12 protein-coding genes are annotated in these 15,530 nt (G+C 70.8%); 5 read left to right on the forward strand and 7 right to left on the reverse strand.

Annotated features, from left to right (window positions below; all coding sequences use genetic code 11):
• Positions 1–36: 36 nt before the first annotated feature.
• From OG735_RS14900 to OG735_RS14915, 4 genes are all read left to right on the forward strand, one after another.
• Positions 37–2,676 (forward strand): serine/threonine-protein kinase, encoded by a 2,640-nt coding sequence (locus OG735_RS14900; protein ID WP_327328318.1) that lies wholly within the window; start codon positions 37–39, stop codon positions 2,674–2,676.
• Between the two features lie 3 nt (positions 2,677–2,679).
• Positions 2,680–4,080 (forward strand): PP2C family serine/threonine-protein phosphatase, encoded by a 1,401-nt coding sequence (locus OG735_RS14905; RefSeq protein WP_327323660.1) that lies wholly within the window; start codon positions 2,680–2,682, stop codon positions 4,078–4,080.
• An 86-nt stretch (positions 4,081–4,166) separates the two neighbouring features.
• Positions 4,167–5,525 carry a vWA domain-containing protein gene (locus OG735_RS14910; protein WP_327323661.1) on the forward strand — a complete coding sequence of 453 codons (1,359 nt, stop codon included), beginning with the start codon at positions 4,167–4,169 and terminating at the stop codon, positions 5,523–5,525.
• Positions 5,526–5,585: 60 nt separating this feature from the next.
• The gene (locus OG735_RS14915; RefSeq protein ID WP_327323662.1) at positions 5,586–6,827 is read left to right on the forward strand and encodes an FHA domain-containing protein; all 1,242 of its coding nucleotides are present in this window, start codon (positions 5,586–5,588) and stop codon (positions 6,825–6,827) included.
• On the opposite strand, the gene OG735_RS14920 is transcribed toward OG735_RS14915, so the two are convergent.
• On the reverse strand, positions 6,824–7,843 hold the full coding sequence (locus OG735_RS14920) for a methyltransferase domain-containing protein (RefSeq protein ID WP_327323663.1): 1,020 nt from the start codon (positions 7,841–7,843) through the stop codon (positions 6,824–6,826). The genes OG735_RS14915 and OG735_RS14920 overlap by 4 nt on opposite strands.
• 184 nt (positions 7,844–8,027) lie before the next feature.
• On the opposite strand from OG735_RS14920, the gene OG735_RS14925 reads away from it, so the two are divergent.
• Positions 8,028–8,432, forward strand: coding sequence for a globin (locus tag OG735_RS14925; RefSeq protein WP_327323664.1), 405 nt, complete (start codon positions 8,028–8,030; stop codon positions 8,430–8,432).
• A 92-nt stretch (positions 8,433–8,524) separates the two neighbouring features.
• Here the strand turns inward: OG735_RS14925 and OG735_RS14930 are convergent, their stop codons facing one another.
• From OG735_RS14930 to OG735_RS14955, 6 genes are all read right to left on the reverse strand, one after another.
• Complete coding sequence (locus OG735_RS14930) at positions 8,525–9,199, reverse strand: hypothetical protein (protein WP_327323665.1); 675 nt, start codon at positions 9,197–9,199, stop codon at positions 8,525–8,527.
• Positions 9,196–9,639: an acyl-CoA thioesterase gene (locus OG735_RS14935; RefSeq protein WP_327323666.1), complete on the reverse strand. Its 444-nt coding sequence runs from the start codon at positions 9,637–9,639 to the stop codon at positions 9,196–9,198. The genes OG735_RS14930 and OG735_RS14935 overlap by 4 nt, the downstream gene beginning before the upstream one ends.
• Before the next feature lie 7 nt (positions 9,640–9,646).
• Positions 9,647–11,311 (reverse strand): energy-dependent translational throttle protein EttA, encoded by a 1,665-nt coding sequence (ettA, locus tag OG735_RS14940; RefSeq protein WP_327323667.1) that lies wholly within the window; start codon positions 11,309–11,311, stop codon positions 9,647–9,649.
• A gap of 283 nt (positions 11,312–11,594) precedes the next feature.
• Positions 11,595–12,944: an LAETG motif-containing sortase-dependent surface protein gene (locus OG735_RS14945; protein WP_327323668.1), complete on the reverse strand. Its 1,350-nt coding sequence runs from the start codon at positions 12,942–12,944 to the stop codon at positions 11,595–11,597.
• A gap of 318 nt (positions 12,945–13,262) precedes the next feature.
• Positions 13,263–13,679, reverse strand: a complete 417-nt coding sequence (locus OG735_RS14950) for a single-stranded DNA-binding protein (protein WP_327328319.1) — start codon at positions 13,677–13,679, stop codon at positions 13,263–13,265.
• A gap of 98 nt (positions 13,680–13,777) precedes the next feature.
• Positions 13,778–15,526, reverse strand: coding sequence for a GTP-binding protein (locus OG735_RS14955; protein ID WP_327323669.1), 1,749 nt, complete (start codon positions 15,524–15,526; stop codon positions 13,778–13,780).
• Positions 15,527–15,530: the final 4 nt, after the last annotated feature.

Consider the following 15,530-nt stretch of genomic DNA (forward strand, 5'->3'; position numbering starts at 1 on the left):
TGTCAGCGCCCCGGTTGTGAGGGCTCCTACGAGGACATGGGCAGCGGTGAGCTGTACTGCGACACCTGCGGACTTGCGCCCGTCGTCTCGCCCACCGGCATGGTCGCCTCGCAGCCCACCGGCATCACGGGCGGCGGCCGGGGCAGCAGTTCCGCACGGAGCAGTTCACGCTCCTCGCGGGCCTCGTCGCGCTCGTCGACCTCACGCCGTTCCGTCTCCGGCCGGCTGTCGCGTTCGCTCTCCGGCAGCAGCACCTCGTCCCGTTCGGTCTCGGTGCGCAGCTCCGGCACCAGCTCCGGCGCGTCCGGCCGCAACCGCCTGGGAGCCGGCCTGGTCTCCGTACCGGAGGTGCCGCGCCCCGATCCGCGCACGGCGGTGATGGAGAACCCCGAGGTCCCGGAGCGGAAGCGGTTCTGCTCGCGCTCCGACTGCGGGGCTGCGGTGGGACGTTCGCGCGGTGAGCGCGCGGGCCGTACGGAAGGTTTCTGCACCAAGTGCGGGCACCCGTACTCCTTCGTGCCGAAGCTGAGCGAGGGCGACATCGTGCACGGGCAGTACGAAGTCATGGGCTGTCTCGCCCACGGCGGCCTGGGCTGGGTCTATCTGGCGGTGGACCGTGCGGTGTCCGACCGCTGGGTGGTGCTGAAGGGTCTGCTGGACACGGGCGACCAGGACGCGATGGCGGCGGCGATCTCGGAGCGCCGCTTCCTCGCGGAGATCGAGCACTCCAACATCGTCCGGATCTACAACTTCGTCGAGCACCTCGACCAGCGGACCGGCTCTCTCGACGGCTACATCGTCATGGAGTACGTCGGCGGAAAGTCGCTGAAGGAGATCGCCAACGACCGGCGCGGCGCGGACGGCAAACGCGACCCGCTGCCGGTCGAGCAGGCGTGCGCGTACGGCATCGAGGCGCTGGAAGCGCTCGGGCATCTGCACAGCAGAAACCTGCTGTACTGCGACTTCAAGGTCGACAACGCCATCCAACAGCAGGACCAGCTCAAGCTCATCGACATGGGCGCCGTCCGCAGGATGGACGACGAGGAGTCCGCGATCTACGGCACGGTCGGCTACCAGGCGCCGGAAGTCGCCGAGGTCGGCCCGTCGGTGGCCTCGGAGCTGTACACGGTCGCGCGGACGCTGGCCGTGCTGACCTTCGACTTCCAGGGCTACACCAATGTGTTCGTGGACTCCCTGCCCGACCCGGAGAACATCCAGGTCTTCCGGACGTACGAGTCCTTCTACCGGCTGCTGGTGCGCGCGACGGACCCGGATCCGGCGCGGCGGTTCGCCTCGGCGCAGGAGATGGCGGAGCAGCTGACGGGCGTGCTCCGGGAGGTCGTGGCGATTCAGACGGGTCGCCCGCGGCCTTCACTGTCCACGCTGTTCGGCCCGGAACTGCGAGTCACGGACACGCAGTTGTTCGCGGAGCTGACGGGGGACGTGTCGCAGCTGGGCGCGCGGGTGGTGCAGCCTTCGGGCCGCGGGCGCGCCAAGCGGGCGGCGGCCGGGAACGGTTCGGCCACCGGGAACGGTGCGGCCGCGATGGCCGGTCCGGCTGCGGTGGGCGTCGGTCCGGCGGCCCACCCCTGGGGCGCCGGAAGCGCCGGAATCCCGGGCGCCTCAGTCGCCAACCCCTACGCGTCACCGGCCGCCGCGATCCCCGCGCCACGTGTGGAGGGCCTCGGCGCGCTGCCCGCCGGCCTGTCCCTCGCACCGCATCTCGCGGTGCTCGACACCCGGGCGACCTCGCTCGCGCTGCCCGTGCCGCGCGTCGACCCGAACGACCCCAACGCCGGTTTCCTCGCCGGCCTCATGGCCTCCGCGCCCGCCGAGCTGATCGCCGCGCTGCACTCCGCGGCCGCCAGTTCCCCCGAGACCCGGCTGCGCGAGCTGCGCGCCCGTCTTGAGATGCGCGAACTGGACTCCGCCACCAGGGCGCTGGCGACACTGGAGAGCCAGCATCCCGACGACTGGCGCGTCGTCTGGTACCGCGGTCTCACCTCGCTGGTGACCGGTGAGAACGAGGTCGCGGCGCTCTCCTTCGACGCGATCTACGACGCGTTCCCCGGCGAGCCCGCGCCCAAGTTGGCGCTGGGCGTCTGCGCCGAGGTGCTCGGTCAGCTGGACAACGCCGCGGAGTACTACCGCCTCGTGTGGACGACCGACCCGAGCTATGTCAGCGCCGCATTCGGCCTGGCGCGGGTGCAGATCGCGGCGGGCGACCGGGCCGGAGCCGTACGGACCCTGGAGTCGGTACCCGAGGCGTCGATCCACTACACGGCGGCGCGGGTCGCGGCCGTACGGGCGAGGCTGCGGCGACGCGCCGCGCACGACCCCCTGATCGACGACCTGACGGCGGCCGCGGCGCAGGTGGACGCCCTGAAGGACTTCGGTCTGGACGCGGTGCGCCGTGAGCAGTTGTCCACAGAAGTACTCGGGACGGCTCTCGACTGGGTACTCTCCGGAAGTCCCGGAGTCCAGCCGTCCGTACCGACCGCACCGAACATACAGAGCGCAGCGACCGTGCTGCTCGGCAGCGAACTGGACGAGCGCGGCCTGCGCTTCGGGCTGGAACGCTCCTACCGGGTGCTCGCCCGGCTCGCCCAGCGCGGCGAGGAGCGGATAGACCTGGTGGAGCGGGCGAACCGCTTCCGCCCCCGGACGTGGGTGTGATTGATGTCGTCGCAGAAGCAGCATCAGCTGGCCACCGGGGCGACATGCCCCAGCTGCGAGGAACCGCTGGAGACGGGTGACCTGTTCTGCGGTGCGTGCGGGTACGACCTGTCGACCGAGCCCGCACCCCGGGACGACCATCCCACCGTCGCCATCGGCACTCCCGTCGAGTGGCCGGCGGCCACCGGGACGGACACCTCGGGCACGCCCGCGCCGGTACATCTGCCGGACGATCTGGCGGGTACGGACTCGGGCGGCCGTCAGCTGTCCGCATCGGCCGTGCGGTACGACGATCCGCCCGGCCATGAGGCGTCCGCCGATGCCAGTGCCTCATCGAGCGGCGACTTCCAGCTGGCCGCGCCCGATGCGGGCACCGCCGTGGCCGCAGACCCGCGCGCCGTGGACCCCGCCGCCCCTTCCGCGCCCGCCACTCCTTCCGCGCCCGCCGCTCCTTCCGCGCCCGGCACCAAGCTCTGTGTGGCCTGCCGCGCCGGCCATGTCGACACCGACGGCTACTGCGAGAACTGCGGCCACGCGCAGCCCCGCGAGCGCGACCACATGGAACAGGAACTGGGCTCGGTCGCTGCCGTCAGCGACCGCGGGCTGCGCCACCACCGCAACGAGGACTCGTTCGCGGTCTCCTGCACGGCTCTGCCGGACGGCTCACCCGCCGTCGTCGCGATCGTCTGCGACGGGGTCTCCTCGGCGACCCGCCCCGACGAAGCCTCGGAGGCCGCCGCGAGCGCCGCCAACGAACTGCTGCTGGAGTCGCTGCCGCGCGGCACACACCCCCAGCAGGCAATGCACGAGGCGATCATCGCCGCCTCCGAGGCGGTCAACTCCCTTGCCGTGGACCCCGGTCAGGCCGAGGCCATGGAGCACGATCCGCACCGCCATCAGAACGCACCCGCCTGCACGATCGTCGGCGCGGTGGCCGCCGCCGGTCTGCTGGTCATCGGCTGGGTCGGCGACAGCCGCGCCTACTGGGTGCCCGACGACCGCGGCGGCCCGCCCGCCCGGCTCACCGAGGACGACTCCTGGGCCGCCCAGATGGTGTCGGCCGGCCTGATGAGCGAGGCGGAGGCGTACGCCGACGAGCGCGCCCACGCCATCACGGGGTGGCTGGGAGCCGATGCGTACGAACTCGAGCCGCACACCGCCTCCTTCAAGCCCGACCGGCCCGGTGTGGTCGTGGTCTGTACGGACGGCCTGTGGAACTACGCGGAAGGCGCCGAGGAGATGGCCCGGGCCATCCCGGTGGATGCCGCGGACCGGCCGCTGCACAGCGCGCAGGTACTGGTCGGTCATGCGCTCGACGGCGGCGGCCACGACAACGTAACAGTGGCCGTCCTGCCGTTCGCCGTGCCGCACCAAGGGGCAGGATCGGCCTACAACAAGGCTTGAGCCCCGATATGTCCGGCGAGCCGTCGCCCGCGGGACACCCGTGTCCCTTTCTCGCCGCCTCAGCGGAGCCTCAAGGAGCCGATCAGATGGCCAATTTCTCCAAGTCCCAGGTGCCGCAGTTCTCCGTCGAGGTGTACCAGAACGAATTTCTGCCGGAGGGCGGCCGCGAGGTCAACGCGATCGTCACGGTCGCCTCCACCGGAGGCGGCACCAGCGGCGGGGCGCCGCTGGCGGGAGCGTCGTCCTCCCCCTCGTACATACCGGGGCAGGCACCGAGCGCCGCTGTGGTGATCATGGTCGACTGTTCCGGCTCCATGGACTATCCGCCGACCAAGATGCGCAATGCGCGTGATGCCACGGCCGCCGCCATCGACACCCTGCGCGACGGTGTCGCCTTCGCGGTGGTCGCCGGTACGCATGTGGCGAGCGAGGTCTATCCCGGAGGCGGCCGGCTCGCGGTCGCCGATGCGCAGACCCGCGGCCAGGCCAAGGAGGCCCTGCGCCGGCTCAGCGCGGGCGGCGGCACCGCGATCGGCACCTGGCTGCGGCTGACCGACCGGTTGCTGGCCTCCTCCGACGTCCCGATCCGGCACGGCATCCTGCTCACCGACGGGCGCAATGAGCACGAGTCCCCGGAGGACCTGCGGTCAGCCCTGGACGCAGGCGCGGGCCGCTTCACCTGCGACGCCCGCGGAGTCGGCACGGACTGGGAGGTCAAGGAGGTCACCGGCGTCGCATCGGCGCTGCTCGGCACGGCCGATATCGTCGCCGACCCGGCCGGGCTGGCCGCGGACTTCACCAGCATGATGGAGAACGCCATGGGTAAGGAGGTCGCGGATGTGGCACTGCGGCTGTGGACGCCCGTCGGCGTGGAGATCAAGTTCGTCAAGCAGGTGGCGCCGACGGTCGAGGAGCTGACCGGGCGGCGTACGGAGGCGGGGCCGCGGGCCGGGGACTATCCGACCGGCTCCTGGGGCGACGAGTCCCGCGACTACCACGTGTGCGTCCAGGTGCCGGAGGCGGGCATCGGCCAGGAGATGCTGGCGGCCCGGGTCTCGCTGATCATTCCGGCTGCGGACGGCGGCGCTCCCGAGGTGCTTTCGCAAGGGCTCGTCAAGGCGGTGTGGACGGACGACATGGTGGCGTCCACCTCGATCAACCCCCAGGTCGCGCACTACACGGGGCAGGCCGAACTGGCACAAGTCATCCAACAGGGGCTGGATGCCCGCAAGTCGGGTGACTTCGACGGCGCGACCGCCAAACTGGGCCGTGCGGTACAGCTCGCGGCGGACTCGGGGAACGAGGACACTGCGAAACTCCTTTCGAAGGTGGTGGACGTCGTCGATGCGGCGACAGGTACTGTGCGACTGAAGGCGAAGGTCGCGGAAGCCGACGAGATGACTCTCGAAACGCGCTCCACCAAGACGGTTCGTGTGAAGAAGTAGCAACAGAAACACTGATGTGAACGGCCCTCGGGCCGAACGAGGAGAGGGGGAAGCGCCGACATGCCGACCTGCCCAAACGGACACCAGTCGGGTTCCGACGACTGGTGCGAGGTCTGTGGCCACCGCATGGCCGGTCCTGGCGCTCCCGCGGGTGCCGTTCCGCCGCCGCCTCCCCCGCCGCCGGCCTATGGCTACCCGGGCCCCGGTGATCCGAACGCCACCGCCCAGGCCGAGCTCTGCCCGCAGTGCCGCACCCCGCGCGAGGCCATGGCCCCGTTCTGCGAGGAGTGCCGGTACAACTTCCTCACGCACACGGCGACGTCGTACACCCCGGTGGCTCCGTCCCAGCAGCCCCCCGGGCTGAACCTTCCGCCGGGCTTCCAGTCCCAGCCCGCGCAGGCGTCGGCACCGCTGCCGCCCCCGCCCCCGCCGCCGCACCTTCAGCAACCGCATCAGCAACCGCATCAGCAGCATGATCCGTACGACTACCAGAGCTCGCGGCCCTCGCAGATGAACCGGCCGGCCGAGCCGCTGACGAACGAACCGCCGGCCCAGCAGCAGCCGTACCAGCAACAGCCGGGTCCCCCGGCCCCGCCGTCCTTCCCGCAGAATCCGTTCCCCAACCCGCAGGCGCAGCCCGGTCCGCCGGCGCCCCCCGCGTACCAGCAGCCTGCTCCGCCCGCCCCGCCGCAGCCCCAGCAGACGGGCGGTGGCGACGACTGGATGCTGTCCCCGCCCTCGCAGCCCCAGGCACCACAGAGTCCGCATGCGCCGCAGCAGCCGGATTCGTTCCGGCAGCCGGGGGATCCCTTCCAGCAGCAGCCGATGCCGCAGCAGTACGCCCAGGAGCAGGGCCGACCTCAAGGCCAGCAGCAGCCGCCGCAGTACCAGACCCCCGCGGGCTGGACCGCCGTCATCGCGCCCGACCGTGAGTACTTCCTGGCGATGATGCAGCGCAGCGGCCCCGAGGCCACCGGCCTCAATCTGCCCGCGTACTCGCCCGAGCAGCACCTGCCGCTCACCGGGAACCAGATCACCATCGGCCGCCGCCGGCACTCCACGGGCGAGTCCCCCGACATCGATCTGTCCGTACCGCCGGAGGACCCGGGCGTCTCGCACCAGCACGCGGTGCTGGTCCAGCAGCCCGACGGTTCCTGGGCCGTTGTCGACCAGAACTCCACCAACGGCACTACGCTCAACGGCGCCGAGGACCCGCTCCAGCCCTATGTGCCCGTCCCGTTGAACGACGGCGACCAGGTCCATGTCGGCGCCTGGACGACCATCACCATCCGGCGCGGCTAGGGCGTTCCCTGGCGGCCCGCCGCGGTGGCCCAGCCGGTCGGGCGTCCGAGCGGCCAGGCGTACGGCCCTTCGGGGTCGTCCAGCCAGGCCCACTGGTGGTCCCCGCTGACGGTGACCCCGAACCGGTCCCGCTGTGGGCGCCGCTCGCGCTCCCACAGCGAGAGGGCCTCGTGCGGGTCGAGGCTGCCCGCGGTCAGGGTCAGCAGGAAGCGGAAGAGGTCGTTCTCGATCGCGCGCCTCGGCAGCCCGCCGATATGCCCCTCCCGCGGCAGCTCGCCACCGCGCAGCGGCACGAAGTACGCCGATGTACGCAGAAAGTGGCCCTCCGCACTTCTGCCGCCGCTGTCGTCACGCACCCGCAGCGCGATCAGCCCGGTGGAGAGCGGAGCCAGGATCCGCGCCCCCGGGCTGCACTGCGGCAGCCAGTCGAACGGCACCGACGGCAGCGTGCAGGTCGCGATGATGCGGTCGAAGGGGGCGCGCGCCGGGCAGCCGCGCGCACCGTCGCCGGTGGCGACGGTGGGGTGGTGGCCGGCGGCCGCCAGATGCGACCGCGCCGATTCGGTGATCTCCGGGTCCAGATCGACGGTGGTCACCAGGTCGTCGCCGAGCCGGTGCGACAGCAGCGCGGCGTTGTAGCCGGTGCCCGCGCCGATCTCGAGTACGGCGTTCCCGTCCTCGACATCGAGCTCCTCGAGCATCCGGGCCATCAGCGAGGGCTGGCTGCTGGAGGAGAGCAGCTCACCGTCGCGCACCCGGGTGGCGAGCGGCCCGTCCGCGTACGCCCCCCGCAGCCAGCGCTCCCGCCGCACGGGGTCCGGGTCCTCGCACCACAGGCGTTCGTACGCGCCCGCCCGGCTCCCGTAGTAGTACGGCACGAACAGGTGCCGCGGCACCTCTTCGAACGCCGCCCGCCAGGCCGGGTCGGTCAGCCCGCCGCCCGCCACGATCTCCCGCACCAACAACCGCCGCGCCTCGGCGGCGGGCTCGGCGAACCGGTCCAGGTGCACAGCCATGCCTCCACTCTCCTGCGCCACCGCCCCCTGGGCGAGCACCCGATCGGGGGTGGTCCCGGTGCTGGAGTCCTCGGCCGGTGCGTCTGAGACGATGGACGGGTGCTGCACTTCCCGGGGGCTACCCCCGGACCCCCGGCCGACACCCCTCGGGGCTGACCAGAGACATATTGCGAGGCTTATTCACGTGAACGAGATTCCGCGCGGCACCGTTCAGGAACAGACCTTCTACGAGCAGGTCGGCGGCGAGGAGACTTTCCGGCGGCTCGTCCACCGCTTCTACCAGGGCGTTGCCGAGGACCCGGTGCTGCGGCCGATGTACCCGGAGCAGGATCTGGGACCGGCCGAGGAACGGCTTGTTCTCTTCCTGATGCAGTACTGGGGCGGTCCGCGCACCTACAGCGAGCACCGCGGCCATCCCCGGCTGCGGATGCGGCACGCGCCGTTCACCGTCGACCGGGCCGCGCACGACGCCTGGCTGAAGCACATGCGCACGGCTCTCGACGAGCTCGGACTCTCGGAGGAGCACGAGCAGCAGCTGTGGCACTACCTCACCTATGCCGCGGCAACGATGGTGAACGCCGCAGACTGAACACCTCGGACTGAACGCCGCGGACCGAACGCCGCGCTCCGGCCCGCCGAGCGCGGAACGGAAGATGCCCGCTCACCGCTTCCGGTCGTGGGTCAACCGAGCCTGGTGGGGGTCACGCTCAGTCCGCCGAGACCGGACGTGCGTACGGCGATCGACCCGAAGGGCGTACGCAGTCTGAGCCAGCCGCCCGCGGACAGCAGCGCGACCGGGACTCCGGGTCGCAGAAAGCCGAGCGACTGGGCGGCGTGCACGGCACGCAGCGGCAGTCCGGTGCCGGCGACGGTGCGCGCCCAGATCTCTTGCCCGATCCGGTCGCGCTCGGCGCGGGTGCGGCGCTCGGCGGGCAACTGCTCGTCACGGGTGCGGAATTCAGCGACGGCGGCGGCGACCGCGCCGCGCATCGTATTCACTTCGGGGAGTCCGGAGATCTCGCGCCAGCCGCCGCGCGGCGGCACCACACCGGCCCATGGCGGACCGGTGACGGCGGCGGGCACGGTGAACTCCGCGCCACCCTCAGCGCCGACGCGCTCCAGCAGTTCGCCCGCGGAGACGGTGGCATCCAGCTCGACGGGGTCGCCGAGCCGTGCCGTACGGATGGCGAGCACCTCAAAGGAGGGCGGACGCCCGAAAACGGCAAGCGCGCCGGCCCAGGCCTGGAGCCTGACCACGGCGGCGCGGTCGTAGTGGATCAGCCGGGCGAGGAAGGCGGCGAGATCCTCCGCCTCCCTCGCATCGGCGAAGTGCAGACTCCGCACGGGCACGGTCATGCTGCGAGAGCACCCTCGCCGGCGTCGTCCAGGTACCTCTGGAGGAAGGACTTCTCCTCCGCGCTGATCCGGCGCGGGCGCTCGGCCCTGAGGTCGTAGGGCACGACGACGGTCGAGGCCCGCACATAGACCTGCGCCGAGGGGCCCTCGGCGTCCTTGACCTCGTACGCGATGGTCAGCGACGCCGCGCTGATCTTCGTCACCCACAACTCGATGACCACCGGCTCGTGCCGGTGGACCAGCGGCCGCTTGTAGTCGATCTCGTGCCGGGCCACGACGGACCCGCCGGAGAACGACGGGGAACCGTCCCCCGGCGCCAGCCGGAACATGAAGTCGATCCGCGCCTCTTCCAGATACCGCAGGAAGACGGCGTTGTTGACATGCCCGAAGGCATCCATGTCCGACCAGCGAAGGGGACAGCGGTAGATGTACCGGGCCATGTGCGACTCAGCCCCGGGTCAGCTTCTTGTAGGTGGCACGGTGCGGACGGGCCGCGTCCGCACCGAGGCGCTCGACCTTGTTCTTCTCGTACGACTCGAAGTTGCCCTCGAACCAGAACCACTTGGACTCGCCCTCGTACGCCAGGATGTGCGTGGCGACACGGTCGAGGAACCAGCGGTCGTGGGAGACGACCACGGCCGCACCGGGGAACTCGAGCAGAGCGTTCTCCAGCGAGGAGAGCGTCTCGACGTCGAGGTCGTTGGTCGGCTCGTCGAGGAGCAGCAGGTTGCCGCCCTGCTTCAGGGTCAGCGCCAGGTTGAGGCGGTTGCGCTCACCGCCGGAGAGGACGCCGGCCGGCTTCTGCTGGTCCGGTCCCTTGAAGCCGAACGCCGACACATAGGCACGCGAAGGCATCTCGACCTGACCGACGTTGATGTAGTCGAGCTCGTCGGAGACTACGGCCCACAGCGTCTTCTTGGGGTCGATGTTGGCGCGGCTCTGGTCGACGTAGGAGATCTTGACGGTCTCGCCGACCTTGATCTCGCCGGAGTCGGGAGCCTCGAGGCCCTGGATCATCTTGAACAGCGTGGTCTTGCCGGCGCCGTTGGGGCCGATGACACCGACGATGCCGTTACGCGGCAGCGTAAAGCTGAGGTCGTCGATGAGGACCTTGTCGCCGAAGGCCTTGGAGAGCTTGTTGACCTCGACGACGACGGAGCCCAGACGCGGGCCCGGCGGGATCTGGATCTCCTCGAAGTCCAGCTTCCGCATCTTGTCGGCCTCGGCGGCCATCTCCTCGTAACGGGCGAGGCGAGCCTTGGACTTGGCCTGCCGCCCCTTCGCGTTGGAGCGGACCCACTCGAGCTCTTCCTTGAGCCGCTTGGCGCGCTTGGCGTCCTTCTGGCCCTCGACCTTGAGACGGGACTGCTTGCTCTCGAGGTAGGTGGAGTAGTTGCCCTCGTAGCCGATGGCGCGGCCGCGGTCGAGCTCCAGGATCCAGCCCGCGACATTGTCGAGGAAGTACCGGTCGTGGGTGACGGCGACGACGGTGCCGGCGTACTTGGCGAGGTGCTGCTCCAGCCACTGCACGGACTCGGCGTCGAGGTGGTTGGTGGGCTCGTCGAGGAGGAGCAGGTCGGGGGCCTCGAGCAGCAGCTTGCAGAGCGCGACGCGGCGCTTCTCGCCACCGGAGAGGTTGGTGACCGCCCAGTCGCCGGGCGGGCAGCCCAGCGCGTCCATGGCCTGCTCGAGCTGGGCGTCGAGGTCCCAGGCGTTGGCGTGGTCCAGGTCCTCCTGAAGCTTGCCCATCTCCTCCATCAGCGCGTCGGAGTAGTCGGTCGCCATCAGCTCGGCGACCTCGTTGAAGCGCCTGAGCTTGCCCATGATCTCGGCGGCGCCATCCTGGACGTTCTCCAGCACGGTCTTGGACTCGTCGAGCGGGGGCTCCTGGAGGAGCATGCCGACGGTGTAGCCGGGCGACAGGAACGCGTCACCGTTGGACGGCTGCTCAAGGCCGGCCATGATCTTCAGCACGGTGGACTTACCGGCGCCGTTGGGGCCGACCACACCGATCTTCGCACCGGGCAGGAAGCTCAGCGTCACGTCATCGAGGATGACCTTGTCGCCGTGCGCCTTGCGCGTCTTGCGCATCGTGTAGATGTACTCAGCCAAGAGAAACCGTCCGGCAAGAAGTGGGTGGGCAGATACACCCCATCTTGCCTGACCGCCACCCCGGGAACGAAACCAGTAACGCCAGGGGTCCCTGACCTGGCTCTTCCGGTTTCATTCCGGCAGTTGATCTGTCACTGACGGTCGTCGTTGGTCAGCACCGATCCGCCTCGCACGGCGCACAGGCGGCCCGGAACCGCAGCTGATCGCCGACGGCAACGGCCCCGGTACGCGCGGGCATACCGGGGCCGTCATCAGCGCAGCGTCACATTGCGCGTATACGTGCTCACTCCTCGGTGCCCGCCGTCTTCTTCTTGCGGAGGAAGAAGACCGCGCCGCCGCCGATGACGACCAGCGCGATCGCGATGCCCGCGATCACCGGGGTGGCGTTGGAGCTTCCGGTCTCGGCGAGGTCGCCCTCGAGGCCCGCGGAGGCGCCGCCGGCCGAGGCCGGGCTGAGCTGGGACGAGGCGGTGTCCGTCTCCGGGGCCCCGGTGCCGGTGGTCTTGCAGTCCAGTACGCCCTTGAAGTTCTTCTTGAAGCCGTCGGGCCCGGTGATGGTGAAGTCGTACGCCTGGTCCTCGGCGACCGGCAGGGTGACGGTCCTCGATGCGCCGGCCGGGATGGAGTGCTTGAAGCCCATCAGCTCGAAGGTGAACGGAGCGTCGCCCTTGTTGGTGGCGGTGATGTCGACGCCACCCTTGGCGCAGTTCTTCTTCGCGGAGAGCGCCGGTATCGCGCCCGCCTTCGCCCAGGTGGCGGTGGCGTCCGCGGAGACCGTGGTCTCGCTGGAGCCCGCCAGGATCTGGGTCTGGCTCTTCGTCGCTCCGGCGAACGCCCGGCCCACCGGCACGGAGGTGGTGGCCTGGGCGGTCAACGTCGCCGATGCGTCGGCGGCGCCGGCCGGGACGTCGAAGTACAGCTGGGCGCCGTTGACGGCGGAGGTGACGGGCTTGCCGGCCGCGTCGGTGACCTTGATGCCGCTGGCGGCGGCGTCGGCCGGCGGGTTCACGGTGACCCGGTCGGCATCGGTGCGGACCGTGACGGGGCCGAGCCGGCCGCCCGCCAGGCCGGAAACCGCATTCGGCTCCAGGCTGAACGAGGCCTTGGGCTCCGCGACGTCCGTGGCCGCCTTCTCGAGCCAGTCCGCGAGCTTCTCCGCCTGCGGGTCCAGGGCTTCGACGTCCGCGTCGTCCGAGTAGCGCCAGATGGCGACCTGAGTGCCCGCCGCCGCGGTCCTCTCGGAGAGCGGCCCGGTGCCCGCGTCCTTGGCCAGCGCCGCCAGGTCGTCGATCTGCGGGTAGGAGTGCTGCAGGATCCAGCGGATCCTGCCCGCGTTCTTGTTGCCGCCGAGCGACGTCTGGTTCCAGGGGGTCTCCAGGTACTTCGCCTGGTCCTGGGTCGGGTTGTGGATGTCGATGCAGTACGTCTTCAGCCGCCCGCCGCCGTCGACGGTCATCTCGAACACCCCGGCGGGGATCTCGTGATTCCTGCCGTTCGTGTGGAGCACGGCCCGGTCGTAGGTCTTCAGCCCGTCAAGAGTGGCGACCGCGCCCCCCTGGTGCTGAACGCCGTCGTCGTCGGCGGCGGCCGCACCCGCACCCGCCATGGAGCCCGTCGCGATGAGGCCCGACATCAATGCCGCGACAGTAAGACGACGAGCGGCGCCCCGCCTGCGTACAGATGGCGCAGAGAACACAGCAAACACAGAATTCCCCTCCGGACGAGGCCTTTTTCGAATGTGGCGCGTGGGGGGAGTGCCTCGCCTGCAGACTCAAGTGCCCCGTGAGTACGCGGAAATCCTAGAGACGCCGCGCACCCCAGGCCCCCGTCATACCGTCAGACAACCATTCCGACTCGGAATCGTTATCGCCGCCCGCCACCCGCCTGCCACCCGGTCGCCCATCACCGCCGTTTCAGCGTTTCTGACTCGACAAATCTCCACAACTCCAGCTCAGGACACGGGTGTCGGCGTCTGCGCCCCCTGCGGACGTTCCGTCAGATTCGGTTCCGCCTTTACCACTCGCCGGAATGCAGACGTCCCCCGCGTCAGGTCGTGTCCCACCGCCACCGCCTCGATGTCCACGAACGTCCTCCGCTTCCCGTCCCGCTCTTCCTCCCGCACCTTCAACCGTCCATGGACGAGAAGAGGTTCACCGACAGACACGGATCCGGCGAGATTCACGGCGAGCGTCCGCCAGGCGAAGACCGTGTAGAAGCTGGTGTGTCCGTCCGTCCAGCTACCGCTCTGCCGCTCCCACCGTCTCGGCGTCACCGCAATGCGGAATCGCGCCACCCCTCCCGACGCCGATTCCCGGTACTCCACATTCGTGGCGACATTGCCCACCACCGTCACCATGGTGTCGTTCACCGCGGCCACCTCCCCGTCCGGTTGCTGCACTGACCGGTCTTCTCTCCGACCGATCTCCATGCTGGACCGGACAGGAAGATCCCGCCGACGCCTGTGGACTACCGCAGCAGTGTGGACAACTTCGTCACCCCCGGCCCCGAGACGGTCGCGTACCGCTCCCGTACCTCCTCGTACCGCATGAGCTCCGTCACGACCGGATCGAGCACCTTCGCCCGCCCGCACCCAGCGGCCGCCTCCTGCAGCCGTCGCTCCGCCTCCTGCCCGTACCGGCGCGCCGGTCCCCGGGCCGCCGCCGCGCACGCCCACTCCACCAGCGGCCCGCCCACGATCCCCGCGAGCATCACCAGCGCCGGCGGCACAAGGCCCGGCTCCAGTACGCCGATGATCTGGCCCACCAGCCACAGCCCTCCGAAAACCTGGAGCAGGGTCATCGCCGCCTGCGCCAGCACCCCCATCGGCCACCACGCGGCTCGCGGCGGCCGACCACTCATCGCCCGCGCCTCGCGCACCGCCAGTTCGTCCAGCGCCTCGGGCAGCCCTTCGGCCCCGCGAACCGCAGCCTCACGCACCGCCTGCCCCCACGGCCCCGGCAGCCCCTGTGCCGCCTCGTCCGCGACCGTACGCACCGCCTGCTCGACCCGCTGCCGTGCCGTGAGTTCGTCCTCCACCGGGGCCGCGGCCTCCAGCAAGCCACTCCCCCGCATACGGGTGCGTTCGTACCAGCGCCACAGCCGCAGCCACGGCGTCCCGCACGCCCGGCTCGCGTTCCTGCGCCACTCGCGCTCCGCGGTCTCGCCCGCCGCCTTCGCGCCGACCGCCTCCGCCAGCCGTGCGGCGAAGTCCTGGCGCGAGCGCTCGCCGAGACCGGTGCGCCCGTCGGCGACGTACACCGTACGAAGCTTCGCGGCGGCCGCGTCCACATCCGCGGACAGCCGGCGAGCGGCGGCGTTCTTCTCCTGGACGAACTTCCCGATCAGCTCGCGCAGTTCACCGACACCACTGCCGGTGAGCGCCGAGAGCGCGAGCACCGTGGCGCCGGGCTCGCCGTGTTCACCGAGCGCGATGCCGTCCTCGTCGAGGAGCCGGCGCAGATCGTCGAGCACCTGGTCGGCGGCCTCGCCCGGCAGCCGGTCCACCTGGTTGAGCACCACGAAGGTGATCTCCGCGTGCCCGGCGAGCGGCCGCAGATACCGCTCGTGCAGCGCGGCGTCCGCGTACTTCTCCGGGTCGACGACCCAGATCACCGCGTCCACCAGTGCCAGCACCCGGTCCACCTGCTCCCGGTGTCTGACCATGGCCGAGTCGTGGTCGGGCAGATCGACGAGGACGAGCCCGTACAGCTCCTCGTCGCCGCCGGCGAGCGGTCTGCGCCGCAGCCGCGGCGGGATGGCAAGCCGGTCGAGGAGACCGGCCGAGCCCTCCGACCAGGTGCAGGCGATGGGCGCGGATGTGGTGGGCCGGCGCAGCCCCGTCTCCGAGATCGGCACCTCGGCGAGCGCGTTGAACAGCGTCGATTTCCCGCTCCCCGTAGCGCCCGCGATGGCGACAACGGTGTGCCGCGAAGACAGTCGCTGCCGGGCGGCCGCCTCGTCCAGGACCCGTCCCGCCTCCGCGAGGGTCCTGCCGTCCAGCCGGGTCCGCGACAGGCCGATCAGTTCGCGCAGCGCATCCAGCCGGACCCGCAGCGGCCCGGTATAGGCACCGCCGATCGTCACGTGCGTCTCGGCCAGGAGGTCCTCGTCCGATTCACTCTCGGGCTCCACGTCCCGGCCGCCGGCCCGCCGGGCGATCAGCCCGTCGTCCCAGCGGTCGGCGGCCTCGTTCTCGTCGTCAGTGATGGCGGTCACCGCG

It is taken from the genome of Streptomyces sp. NBC_01210 (assembly GCF_036010325.1).
Lineage (GTDB): Bacteria > Actinomycetota > Actinomycetes > Streptomycetales > Streptomycetaceae > Streptomyces.

What these genes read in the sequence shown, in the direction of transcription:
- OG735_RS14900 (WP_327328318.1), top strand. Translation starts at nt 37, where the DNA reads ATGGGCAGCGGTGAGCTGTACTGCGACACCTGCGGACTTGCGCCCGTC.
- OG735_RS14905 (WP_327323660.1), top strand. Translation starts at nt 2,680, where the DNA reads ATGTCGTCGCAGAAGCAGCATCAGCTGGCCACCGGGGCGACATGCCCC.
- OG735_RS14910 (WP_327323661.1), top strand. Translation starts at nt 4,167, where the DNA reads ATGGCCAATTTCTCCAAGTCCCAGGTGCCGCAGTTCTCCGTCGAGGTG.
- OG735_RS14915 (WP_327323662.1), top strand. Translation starts at nt 5,586, where the DNA reads ATGCCGACCTGCCCAAACGGACACCAGTCGGGTTCCGACGACTGGTGC.
- OG735_RS14920 (WP_327323663.1), bottom strand. Translation starts at nt 7,843, where the DNA reads ATGGCTGTGCACCTGGACCGGTTCGCCGAGCCCGCCGCCGAGGCGCGG.
- OG735_RS14930 (WP_327323665.1), bottom strand. Translation starts at nt 9,199, where the DNA reads ATGACCGTGCCCGTGCGGAGTCTGCACTTCGCCGATGCGAGGGAGGCG.
- OG735_RS14935 (WP_327323666.1), bottom strand. Translation starts at nt 9,639, where the DNA reads ATGGCCCGGTACATCTACCGCTGTCCCCTTCGCTGGTCGGACATGGAT.
- OG735_RS14945 (WP_327323668.1), bottom strand. Translation starts at nt 12,944, where the DNA reads ATGTCGGGCCTCATCGCGACGGGCTCCATGGCGGGTGCGGGTGCGGCC.